Here is a 12,263-nt window from a genome sequence, read left to right as displayed (position 1 = left end):
ACAAATGAGGAGACCATGACCAGCTCCATGAACCCCGCGATCGTCGCCACCGATCTGCGCAAGTCCTACGGCGACAAGGTCGTGCTGGACGGCATCGACCTGATGATCACCGAGGGCACCATCTTCGCGTTGCTCGGTCCGAACGGCGCCGGCAAGACCACCACGGTGCAGATCCTCTCCACCCTGATCGACGCCGACGGCGGCAACGCCCGCGTCTTCGGCCACGACCTGGCCCGGGAACCCGACGCGGTACGCGCGCTCATCGGCGTCACCGGCCAGTTCTCCGCCGTCGACAACCTGCTCACCGGTCGGGAGAACCTGACCCTCATGGCCGACCTGTGCCACCTGGACAAGGCCGCCGGTCGGCGGCGGATCGCCGACCTGCTCGACCAGTTCGACCTGACCGACGCGGCGGGCAAGCCGGTGTCGACGTACTCCGGCGGCATGCGCCGGCGGCTCGACCTCGCGATGACCCTGGTCGGCGAGCCCCGCGTCATCTTCCTCGACGAGCCGACCACCGGCCTCGACCCGCGCAGCCGCCGGGCCATGTGGCACATCATCCGCGCACTCGCCGCCGAGGGCGTGACCATCCTGCTCACCACGCAGTACCTGGAGGAGGCCGACCAACTCGCCGACCGGGTGGCGTTCCTCGACCACGGCCGGCTGATCGCCGAGGGGACGCCGCGCGAGCTCAAGCGGCTCATCCCGGGTGGCCACGTCGTGTTGCAGTTCGCCGACCAGGAGGGGCTCGACCTGGCGGCCCGGACGTTCGACGCCGCCACCCGGGACGACGCGGCGCTCACCCTCCAGGTGCCGAGTGACGGCGGGGTCGGGTCGCTGCGATCCCTGCTCGACCAGCTCGACAGCGCCTCGATCAGCGTGGCGGCGCTCTCCGTACACACCCCCGACCTCGACGACGTCTTCCTCACCCTCACCGGTCAGCCCGACACCCGGGCCAGCCGACCCGACCACGAAAGGGCTCCCGCGCGATGAGCACCCTCTCCCTCGCCGTCCGCGACTCGAGCACCATGCTGCGGCGCAACCTGCTGCACATGCGGCGGTACCCGTCGATGACGTTCCTGCTCATCGGCATCCCGATCATCATCCTGCTGCTCTTCGTCTACGTCTTCGGCGGCACGCTCGGCGCCGGCCTCGGCCCGTCCGGCGACCGCTCCCAGTACGCCAACTACGTCACCCCCGGCATCCTGCTCATCACAGTGGTCAGCGCCGCGCAGGGCACCGCCATCTCGGTCGCGATGGACATGACCGAGGGGATCATCGCCCGGTTCCGCACGATGTCGATCTTCCGACCGTCGGTCCTGACGGGTCACGTACTGGGCAGCCTGGTCCAGACCATGCTCAGCCTCGCGGCCGTCACCGTCGTGGCGCTGCTGGTCGGGTTCCGGCCCACTGCCAACGCGGTCGAGTGGCTCGCGGCGGTCGGCGTCCTCGCCATGATCACCTTTGCGCTGACCTGGCTGTCCGTCGCCCTCGGTCTGGTCAGTGACAGTGTCGAGACGGCCAGCAACCTGCCCATGCCGCTGATCCTCCTGCCGTTCCTCGGCAGCGGGTTCGTCCCCACCGACTCCATGCCGACCGCCGTGCGGCTGTTCGCGGACTACCAGCCCTTCACGCCCGTCATGGAGACCCTTCGCGGCCTGCTGCTGGGCACCGGGATCGGCGCCAACGGGATCATCGCGGTCATCTGGTGCGCCGTGATCAGCGTGGGCTGCTTCTTCTGGGCCAAGGCCCTGTACAACCGCAACCGGACGGCCTGATCCGACCGGCGCGCTCGGTCTCGCCATCGCAAGGCAAAGAGCCGGCGGCTCGGCCCACAGGGGTCGGGCCGCCGGCTCGTGACGTCGTGGGACCGGCGGCGCGAGCGCGTGGTCGTGCGGCGGCTCGGTGGCGCGAGTGCGTGGTCGTGCGGCGGCTCGGTGGCGCGAGTGCGTGAAAGGGCGGCGGATTGCCGGCGCGGGCGCGTGATCGACTCGGCTTTGGTGAAGTCGGCCGATTACGCCGCCGCCTACCCCGCGACTTCAAGGATCACGAGTGGGTCTTGCTTTCGGGGCCGCCCGACGCGCCGTCGGGCGCACGGGCCGCCCGGACGACGCGGGCACACCAAGACGTTGAATGTTATCGATAACACCGGGCGGCCGTTCGGCTTCGTGCCGGGCGGGTCGCCCTCCGGAGCGCTCACCCATGAGCCCGCATGGTCGTCGATGGCTGTCGGGCGGAGTCGAGCACGCGACCGCGACGCCCCGGGAATGTTATCGCTGCCATCATCGCCGAGGGGAGAAGTGGTCGGTATCGGACGGTGATGCCGCAATGTGCGACGCACTGGACCCGCCGCGCCGCCTGTCGACGGCTCTCCGGGCGGTTCTCGTTCCGGACGCCGGCCCCATTCGTCGGATGGCTGCCGCAGTTGACGCCGGAATAAGACTGTTTGCCCCGGTCCGCTATCTACCCTCCCGAGTCGGTCCGCCTTCCGCGTTCCGTTACGGAGCTGTTGCGGCTAGATGTCTTGACGAGCCTGGATGTGAGCGTTAACACTATCCCCGTTAACGGTGGAGGTGAACATGAACCGTGTGGACGGAGCTGACGACCGCTACGTCGTCGGTGTCGACTACGGCACCCTGTCCGGGCGAGCTCTGGTGGTCCGTGTCGGCGATGGTGCCGAGTTGGGGACCGCGGTGCACGAGTACGGCGATGGCGTGATCAGCACGGCGCTTCCGGGAGGTCGAACCCTGCCCCCGGACTGGGCCCTGCAGAACCCACAGGACTACCGCGACGTGCTGCGGTACGCCGTCCCGGCGGCGGTGTCCGCCGCGGGGGTGGACCCGGCGGCGGTGGTCGGCATCGGCATCGACTTCACCGCCTGCACCGTGCTGCCGACGCTCGCCGACGGCACCCCGCTGTGCGAGACCCCCGAGCTGCGCGACCGACCGCACGCCTGGGTCAAGCTGTGGAAGCACCACGCCGCGCAGCCGCACGCCGACCGGATCAACGCGCTGGCCCACGAGCGGGCCGAGCCGTGGATCGGCCGGTACGGCGGCAAGATCTCCGCCGAGTGGCAGTACGCCAAGGGCCTGCAGATCCTGGAGGAGGATCCGGAGGTCTACGACCGGGCCGAGCGCTTCATCGAGGCGGCCGACTGGATCGTCTGGCAGCTCTGCGGCACCGAGACCCGCAACGTCTGCACGGCCGGCTACAAGGGCATCCTTCAGGACGGTCACTACCCCTCCGAGGGCTTCCTGACCGCGCTCAACCCCGACTTCGGCGACTTCGTGGCCAAGCTGGACGGCCCGTTGCTGCCCCTCGGCGCCCGGGCCGGCTCGCTCACCGCCCAGGCCGCCGCCTGGACCGGCCTGCCGGAGGGGATCGCGGTGGCCGTCGGCAACGTCGACGCGCACGTCACCGCGGCGTCCGCGCAGGCGGTGCAGCCCGGTCGGCTGGTCGCCATCATGGGCACCTCGACCTGCCACGTCGTCAACGGCGCGGAGGTCGCCGAGGTGGCCGGCATGTGCGGTGTGGTGGACGGCGGCATCAGCCCCGGCGCGTGGGGTTACGAGGCTGGGCAGAGCGGCGTCGGCGACATCTTCGGCTGGTTCGTCGACCACGCGGCCCCGGCCGGCGTCGACTCGCACGAACGCCTCACCGAGCTGGCCGCGAGTCAGCCCGTCGGCGCGCACGGCCTGATCGCGCTGGACTGGTGGAACGGCAACCGTTCCCTGCTGGTCAACCACGACCTCAGCGGGATGATCGTCGGCATGACGCTGGCCACCCGGCCGGCGGACATCTACCGGGCCCTGCTGGAGTCCACCGCGTACGGCACCCGGATGATCATCGAGGCGTTCGTCGACGCCGGAGTCCCGGTGAACGACCTGGTGATCGCCGGTGGTCTCACCAACAACGCGCTCCTGATGCAGATCTACGCCGACGTGACCAGGCGACCGCTGAACATCATCGCCTCGGCGCAGGGGCCGGCGCTGGGCTCGGCGATCCACGCCGCCGTCGCCGCCGGTGAGTTCCCCTCGATCCACGAGGCGTCGCAGGCGATGGGCCGGGTGCACGAGGCCGTCTACCGTCCGGACCCCGAGCGGGCCCGCGCCTACGACGCCCTCTACGCCGAGTACCGGACGCTGCACGACCACTTCGGTCGTGGCGGCAACGACGTCATGCTCCGCCTGCGGGCGATCCGCAACGCGGCGGTCGAGACCGCCGCGACCACCCACGAGGCCCCGCTGGAGGTGGTGGCGTGAACGCCGAGGTGACCCGACAGATCGGCGAGCTGCGCGAGACCGTCGCCCGCCTGCACGCCGAGCTGACCCGGTACAACCTGGTCGCCTGGACGTCGGGCAACGTCTCCGCGCGGGTCCCCGGCCAGGATCTGATGGTGATCAAGCCGAGCGGGGTGAGCTACGACGATCTCACCGCGGCCACGATGGTGGTGTGCGACCTCGACGGCGTTCTCGTCGAGGGCGACTTCGCCCCGTCCAGCGACACCGCGGCCCACGCCTACGTCTACCGGGCCATGCCCGAGGTCGGCGGGGTCGTGCACACGCACAGCTCGTACGCGACCGCCTGGGCCGCGTGTGGGGAGTCGATCCCCTGCCACCTCACCGCGCAGGCCGACGAGTTCGGTGGGGAGATCCCCATCGGCCCGTTCGCGCTGATCGGCGGTGACGACATCGGCAAGGGCATCGTCGCCACGCTCGCCGGGCACCGCTCGCCCGCGGTGCTGATGCGCAACCACGGCGTGTTCACCATCGGCCGCGACGCCCGCGCGGCGGTCAAGGCGGCGGTCATGTGCGAGGACGTGGCCCGTACCGCGCACCTGGCCCACACCCTTGGGCAGCCGGTCCCGATGGCCCAGGCAGACATTGATGCTCTTTATGACCGTTACCAGAACGTCTACGGTCAACAACCAGTCGCACCGGCGGGTTCCTGACCCCTGCACCGATCATCCGAGACCCGTCGGTCTGCACCACGACGCACCAGCACGCACCACCCGCGTACGCCGCTCTTTCGCACCTCGGCGGTTGGCGCGGTTACCCACCACATCCAGCCAAGGAGATTCGATGGGAAAGATGCGAACGCAGTCCGCTCCGTGGCGCGCTGCCGCGGTCCTCGCCAGCGTGCTGCTGGTCGGCGGCGTGGCGGCCTGCGGCAATAGCGACACGGGCGGCGGCGGCGGCACCAAGGACGACGGCAAGATCACGATGGGCTTCTCCCAGGTCGGCGCGGAGAGCGGGTGGCGTACCGCGAACACCACCTCGATCAAGGAGTCCGCGGCTGCGGCGGGTGTCGAGCTGAAGTTCGACGACGCCCAGCAGAAGCAGGAAAACCAGATCAAGGCGATCCGCAACTACATCCAGCAGAAGGTCGACGTGATCGCCTTCTCGCCGGTGGTGGAATCCGGGTGGGACACAGTCCTCAAGGAGGCCAAGGACGCCAAGATCCCGGTCATCCTGACCGACCGCTCGGTGGACTCGGCCGACAAGACGCTGTACAAGACCTTCCTCGGCTCGGACTTCGTCAAGGAGGGCAAGCTCGCCGGTGAGTGGCTGGTCGAGCAGAAGAAGAGCGCCACGGGCACTGTGAACATCGTCGAGCTGCAGGGCAACACCGGTGCGGCGCCGGCCAACGACCGGAAGAAGGGCTTCGGCGAGGCGATCGCCGCCAACCCGAACCTGAAGATCATCGCTTCCCAGCCGGGTGACTTCACCCGCGCGGGCGGCAAGCAGGTCATGGAGCAGTTCCTCAAGGCCAACCCGAAGATCGACGTGCTGTTCGCGCACAACGACGACATGGGCCTGGGTGCGATCGAGGCGATCACCGCCGCCGGCAAGGTGCCCGGCAAGGACATCACCATCATCACCGTCGACGCGGTCAAGGACGGCATGCAGGCTCTCGCCGACGGAAAGTTCAACTTCATCGCGGAGTGCAGCCCGCTGCTCGGCCCGCAGCTGATGGACCTGGCCAAGAAGGTCCACGCGGGCGAGGAGGTGCCGCCTCGGATCGAGACCGAGGAGACCACCTTCACGACCGAGCAGGCCAAGGAAGCTCTGCCCAACCGTAAGTACTGATCGACGACGGGGTCGCCGCGTTCGCGTGGCGGCCCCGCCGCGTCGCTTCCCTACCCGAAACGGACCGGGCTTGGCCCGCGACGACCCCCGAACCACGCCCGCCCGAGCGACCCGCAGGGACGACCGGGCGGGCGTGGCGGGAGCGTAGCGGCCCTTCCGTGTCGACAACCCAGAAGAGGTCTGATGGGATGACGGATAGCCGTCCGGTCCTGACGATGACCGGGATCAGCAAGTCCTTCCCCGGGGTGCGCGCACTCCACGACGTCAACTTCCGGCTCTTCCCCGGCGAGGTGCACGCCCTGATGGGCGAGAACGGCGCCGGCAAGTCGACCCTCATCAAGGTGCTCACCGGCGTCTACGACACCGACGGGGGCGCGATCACCCTCGATGGCGAGCCCGTGTCGTTCACCGGGCCGATGCAGGCGACCGCCGCCGGTGTGAGCACCGTTTTCCAGGAAGTCAACCTCTGTACCAACCTCTCGGTGGCGGAGAACATCTTCATCGGCCGTGAGCCTCGGGTCTTCGGCGCCGTCCGCTGGGGTGAGGTCCGCCGCCGCGCCCGAGCCCTGCTGGCCCGCCTCGACCTCGACCTCGACGTCAGCGCGCCGCTCGGCTCGTACTCGCTGGCGATCCAGCAGATGGTCGCCATCGCCCGTGCGATCGACATCAAGGCCCGGGTGCTGATCCTGGACGAGCCGACGTCCAGCCTCGACGCCGGCGAGGTGGCGCAGCTGTTCCGCATCATGCGGCAACTACGCGACGAGGGCATCGCGATCCTGTTCGTGACCCACTTCCTCGACCAGGTCTACGAGATCGCCGACCGGATCACAGTGCTGCGCAACGGCGGACTCGTCGGCGAGTACCTCACCACCGAGCTGCCCCAGCTCTCCCTGGTCGAGAGGATGATCGGCAAGGAACTCGACGTCCTTGAGGGCATCGAGGAGCACTCCCGGCGGGACCTGACCGCGCTGGAGGAGGGCACCCCTCTGGTGGCGGTGTCGAACTTCGGTCGGTCGGGCGCCGTCGAGCCGTTCAGCCTGACCATCCACTCCGGCGAGGTGGTGGGCCTGGCCGGTCTGCTGGGCTCGGGGCGTACCGAGGTCGCGCGGTTGCTGTTCGGGGCCGACCGGGCCGACGGCGGTGAGGTCGCCGTCGACGGCACGGCGAGCAGTCTGCGGACCCCCGCCCAGGCCATCGACCACGGCGTCGGCTTCTGTTCCGAGAACCGGCGGGCCGAGGGTATCGTCGCCGACCTGTCGGTCCGCGAGAACATGATCCTCGCCATGCAGGCGGCCCGTGGCTGGCTGCGGCCCATTCCGCGTCGCCGCCAGGACGAGCTGGTCGACAAGTACGTCAAGGCACTCAACATCCGGCCCGCGGACCCGGAGGTGCCGGTCCGCAACCTCTCCGGTGGCAACCAGCAGAAGGTGCTCCTGGCCCGGTGGCTGATCACTGAGCCACGTCTGTTGATCCTCGACGAGCCGACCCGGGGCATCGACATCGGCGCGAAGACCGAGATCCAGAAGCTCGTCGCGCAGCTGTCCGACGGTGGCATGGCGGTGCTGTTCATCTCCGCCGAGCTGGAGGAGGTGCTGCGTCTCAGCCACAAGGTGGCCGTGATGCGGGACCGACAGATGGTCGCGCAGCTCGCCAACGACGAGAGCCTCGACGCCGACCGCATCATGCAGACCATCGCCAGCGGATCTCACCGGGAGGAGGCAGACCGATGAACGACACCACGAGCCGCTACCGGACGATGATCGGTCACCGGCTGTTCTGGCCCGCCGCCGTGCTGTTCGTCATGCTCGCGGCGAACACGATCTACCGGCCCGGGTTCCTGTCCATCGAGCTCAAGGACGGGCACCTGTACGGCACGCCGATCGACATCCTGCGGCTGAGCGCACCGCTGATCCTCGTCGCGTTGGGCATGACCCTGGTCATCTCGACCGGCGGCATCGACCTGTCGGTCGGTTCGCTCTGCGCGATCAGCGGCGCGATCGCCTGCATGTACATCAGCAAGCAGCCCGACCAGAACAGCCTCGGCGTGGTGCTGACCGCCCTCGCGATGGCGATGGGGATCGCGCTGGTGCTCGGTGCCTGGAACGGGGTGCTGGTGGCCGTGATCGGCATTCAACCGATCATCGCCACCCTGATCCTGATGGTGGCCGGCCGGGGCCTCGCCCAGCTGATCACCCAGGGGCAGATCATCACCATCAACTCGGAGCCGTTCCGCGCGATCGGGCTGGGTCACCTGTTGACCCTGCCACTGGCCATCTTCATCGCGCTCGCCGCGGCCCTGCTCGTAGCCGCGTTCACCCGTCGCACCGCGCTCGGCATGATCGTCGAGTCGGTGGGCGGTAACGCCGAGGCGAGCCGGCTCGCGGGCATCCGGTCCGGCCGGGTCGTCTTCCTCACCTACGTGCTCAGCGCCGGTTGCGCCGCGATCGCGGGTTTCATGATGACGGCCAACGTCTCCAGCGCCGACGGCAACGCGGTCGGCCTCTGGGTGGAACTGGACGCGATCCTCGCGGTCGTCATCGGCGGTACGTCGCTCGCGGGCGGCCGGTTCTTCCTCGGTGGCACGATCATCGGCGCGCTGATCATCCAGACCCTGACCACCACTGTGTACGCCATGGACATCTCACCGCAGACCTCGCTGCTGTTCAAAGCGGTCGTCGTCATCGCCGTCTGCCTCATCCAGGCACCGGCCTTCCGGGCTCGGTTCCGCCGGCGTAGGCGCAACGTCCCGCCGCCCGCCACCATCGCCGACAAGCCGAAGGAGCAGGTGCCGGCATGACCACTGGATCGCTGACCGCCGGTCGTACCCGGTTCCGGCTGCCGCGAAAGCAGATACCGGTCCTGGCGACGCTCGCCCTGCTGCTCGTCATGTACGCCATCGGCGTCTCGCAGTACACGGCGTTCTCCAACGTGCAGGTCATCTTCAACGTCTTCATCGACAACGGCTTCCTGCTCGTCGTCGCTGTGGGCATGACCTTCGTGATCCTCACCGGCGGCATCGACCTCTCGGTCGGGTCCGTTGTCGCCATGACGGCGATGGTGTCGGCCGCGCTGCTCCAGGACGGGATGCCGGCGCCACTGGTGCTCGTCATCGCCCTGCTCATCGGTCCGACGCTCGGCCTGCTGATGGGCTGCGCCATCCACTTCTTCGAGATCCAGCCGTTCATCGTCACGCTCGCCGGAATGTTCTTCGCCCGGGGTATGTGCACGTTCATCTCGGGTGCGTCGATTCCGATCACCGACGGTTTCTGGACGAGGATGTCGCAGGAACGGATCGGTAATCCGCAGGGCAACTTCGTGTCGATCAGCGTGCTGATCGCCTTCGTGGTGGTCTGCATCGCCGCGTACACGCTGGCCTACACCCGGCTGGGACGCAACGTGTACGCCATCGGCGGTAACCCGCAGTCGGCACTGCTGATGGGCCTGCCGGTGGGGCGGACCCGGATCGCCGTCTACACGATCAGTGGTCTGTGCTCGGCCATCGGCGGGATCCTGCTGTCGTTCTACACCCTCTCCGGCGCGCCGCTGATCGCCGTGGGGATGGAGCTGGACGTCATCGCCGCCGTCGTCATCGGTGGCACGGTGCTCACCGGTGGCGCGGGTTACGTTTTCGGCACGGTGCTCGGCGTGCTGGTTCTCGGCGTGATCCAGACTCTCATCACCTTCGACGGGAGCCTCAGCTCCTGGTGGACCAAGATCGTGATTGGCGGTCTGCTCTTCGCGTTCATCCTTCTTCAGCGCCTCATCGGAATCCGTTACAAGTGACCGCCCCTCTCGCGGAAGGCAACTCCATGGCACCACACACCGAACCCGAGATCTGGTTCCTCACCGGCAGCCAAGGCATGTACGGCGAGGAGACGCTCCGCCAGGTGGCCGAGCAGTCTCGCCAGATCGCGGCCGCGCTCGACGACTCGCCGCAGATTCCCGCCCGCGTGGTCTGGAAGCCCGTCCTGACCAACAGCGGTGAGATTCTGCAGGTCTGCCGGGACGCTGCCGCTCAGGGTGCCGTCGGGGTCATCGCCTGGATGCACACGTTCTCGCCGGCCAAGATGTGGATCTCCGGTCTGGACGCGTTGCAGACGCCGCTGCTGCACCTGCACACCCAGGCCAACGTTCTGCTGCCGTGGAACGACATCGACATGGACTTCATGAACCTGAACCAGGCCGCCCACGGCGACCGTGAGTTCGGGTACATCCAGACGCGTCTCGGTGTGGCCCGTAAGACGGTGGCCGGGCACGTCAGCGACCCGCGGGTGACGACTCGGATCGGGGCGTGGGCCCGCGCCGCGCTGGGCTGGTCGGCGATGCGGTCGCTGCGCCTGGCCCGCTTCGGTGACAACATGCGCGACGTCGCGGTGACCGAGGGCGACAAGGTCGAGGCCGAGCTGCGGTTCGGGGTCTCGGTCAACACCTACGGCGTCAACGACCTGGTCGAGGTGGTCGGCGAGGTCACCGACGCGCAGGTGGATGACCTGGTCAAGGAGTACGAGGACACCTACCGCATCGTCGGCGAGCTGCTGCCCGGCGGTGAGCAGCACGACTCGCTGCGGTACGCCGCGCGCGTGGAGTTGGGCATGCGTGCCTTCCTGGACGCGGGCGGGTTCCGGGCCTTCACGACGAACTTCGAGGACCTCGGGGGGCTGCGTCAGCTGCCGGGCATCGCCGTGCAGCGGCTGATGGCGGACGGCTACGGCTTCGGCGGCGAGGGCGACTGGAAGACCTCGGTCCTGGTCCGCACCCTCAAGGCGATGTCGGTGGGCGTGAGCGGCGGCACGTCGTTCATGGAGGACTACACCTACGACCTCACCCCGGGCAACGAGTTGGTCCTCGGCGCCCACATGCTGGAGGTCTGCCCGACCATCGCCTCCGACGTGCCCAACGTGGAGATCCACCCGCTGAGCATCGGTGGCCGGGAGGACCCGGTCCGGCTGGTGTTCGACGCCGCGCCCGGCCCGGCGGTGGTGCTCGGGCTGTCCGACATGGGGGAGCGTTTCCGGCTGGTGGCCAACGAGATCGACGTGGTGGCCCCGCCGCAACCGCTGCGCCGGTTGCCGGTCGCCCGGGCCGTCTGGCGTCCGCGTCCCGACCTGCCGGTCTCGGCCGAGGCGTGGATCACCGCGGGCGCCCCGCACCACACGGTGCTGTCGCAGGCGGTGGGCGTGGAGGAGCTGCACGACCTCGCGGAGATGAGCCGCACCGAGCTCGTCGTCATCGACGCCGCCACTGAGCCTCGCCGCTTCGCCGACGAACTGCGCTGGAACCAGGCCTACTACCGGCTGGCCCGCGGCTTCTGATTCGCGCGGCTCTGCCGCACCTCGGACGGGTGGCCCGTCCCTGCCTGACATCCCTCGGGCAGGGGCGGGCCGCCCGTTTGCGTATCCGTTAGCACGGTCACGAGCTGATTGGGTTACGTCTTGACTAAGGCCGTGTTATCGCTCACAGTCTATAACCAAGACGGTCGATGTCTGTGGCTGGCCCGGCCGCGATCATCTCTCTCCCCGTGTTCGGTAAATCAGTGCCCTGGACCACGGTGAGTGATGTTAGCGATCACATTGTGCGATCGGGCCAGCTCGGCACACCGCCCAGTGCCGTGGATGACGACCCGGGCCGTTCGGAACGCATTGTCAGAGGAGGATCATGGTTGCCATCGGTCGGGTTCCCTGGACGAGACCAGCGCGGGGGCGTGGTCGGCTGTCGCGACTCGTCGCCGCCGCGATCGCGGTGGTGGTCGGCGGCGCTCTGGCGGCTGTCGCGCCGACCGCCGCGTCAGCGGCGACTGTCGACACCAACGCCTGGTACGTGCTGGTGAACCGTAACAGTGGTAAGGCGTTGGACCTGTACGCGTCGGCCACCAATGACGGGGCGCGGATCAGCCAGTGGACGCGGAACAACGGCGTCAACCAGCAGTGGCAGTTCGTGGATTCCGGGGGTGGTTACTACCGGGTCAAGTCGCGGCACTCGGGCAAGGTGCTCGACGTCAGCGGTTTCTCCACCGCTGACGGCGGTGCGATAGTGCAGTGGGCCGATCTCAACGGGACGAACCAGCAGTTCCGGTTGGCCGACTCCGACGGTGGTTACGTGCGGCTGATCAACCGCAACAGCAACAAGGCCGTCGAGGTGCAGGGTGCCTCCACCGCCGACGGCGGCAACGTCGTG

10 protein-coding genes are annotated in these 12,263 nt (G+C 68.6%); all 10 read left to right on the top strand.

The window, feature by feature from the left end:
* Window positions 1-15: 15 nt before the first annotated feature.
* Entirely contained in the window at window positions 16-993 is a 978-nt protein-coding gene (locus tag NIE79_RS32645) for an ATP-binding cassette domain-containing protein (RefSeq protein WP_238682224.1), read from the top strand.
* Complete coding sequence (locus NIE79_RS32640) at window positions 990-1,778, top strand: ABC transporter permease (RefSeq protein WP_238682223.1); 789 nt, start codon at window positions 990-992, stop codon at window positions 1,776-1,778. Before NIE79_RS32645 ends, NIE79_RS32640 begins: the two co-directional genes overlap by 4 nt.
* 801 nt (window positions 1,779-2,579) lie before the next feature.
* On the top strand, window positions 2,580-4,262 hold the full coding sequence (gene araB / locus NIE79_RS32635) for a ribulokinase (RefSeq protein ID WP_238682222.1): 1,683 nt from the start codon (window positions 2,580-2,582) through the stop codon (window positions 4,260-4,262).
* Window positions 4,259-4,951, top strand: coding sequence for an L-ribulose-5-phosphate 4-epimerase (locus tag NIE79_RS32630; RefSeq protein WP_238682221.1), 693 nt, complete (start codon window positions 4,259-4,261; stop codon window positions 4,949-4,951). The genes araB and NIE79_RS32630 overlap by 4 nt, the downstream gene beginning before the upstream one ends.
* 130 nt (window positions 4,952-5,081) lie before the next feature.
* On the top strand, window positions 5,082-6,089 hold the full coding sequence (locus NIE79_RS32625; protein ID WP_238682220.1) for an ABC transporter substrate-binding protein: 1,008 nt from the start codon (window positions 5,082-5,084) through the stop codon (window positions 6,087-6,089).
* Between the two features lie 188 nt (window positions 6,090-6,277).
* Entirely contained in the window at window positions 6,278-7,819 is a 1,542-nt protein-coding gene (locus NIE79_RS32620; protein WP_238682219.1) for a sugar ABC transporter ATP-binding protein, read from the top strand.
* Entirely contained in the window at window positions 7,816-8,886 is a 1,071-nt protein-coding gene (locus tag NIE79_RS32615) for an ABC transporter permease (RefSeq protein WP_238682218.1), read from the top strand. The genes NIE79_RS32620 and NIE79_RS32615 overlap by 4 nt, the downstream gene beginning before the upstream one ends.
* On the top strand, window positions 8,883-9,872 hold the full coding sequence (gene yjfF, locus NIE79_RS32610) for a galactofuranose ABC transporter, permease protein YjfF (protein WP_238682217.1): 990 nt from the start codon (window positions 8,883-8,885) through the stop codon (window positions 9,870-9,872). Before NIE79_RS32615 ends, yjfF begins: the two co-directional genes overlap by 4 nt.
* Before the next feature lie 26 nt (window positions 9,873-9,898).
* Complete coding sequence (araA, locus tag NIE79_RS32605) at window positions 9,899-11,401, top strand: L-arabinose isomerase (protein ID WP_091401160.1); 1,503 nt, start codon at window positions 9,899-9,901, stop codon at window positions 11,399-11,401.
* A gap of 343 nt (window positions 11,402-11,744) precedes the next feature.
* On the top strand, window positions 11,745-12,263 hold a 519-nt coding region (locus tag NIE79_RS32600; protein ID WP_238682216.1), incomplete at its 3' end, for an RICIN domain-containing protein.

The organism is Micromonospora trifolii (assembly GCF_022229005.1).
GTDB lineage: Bacteria > Actinomycetota > Actinomycetes > Mycobacteriales > Micromonosporaceae > Micromonospora > Micromonospora trifolii.
This window is presented reverse-complemented; position numbering and strand designations above follow the sequence as displayed.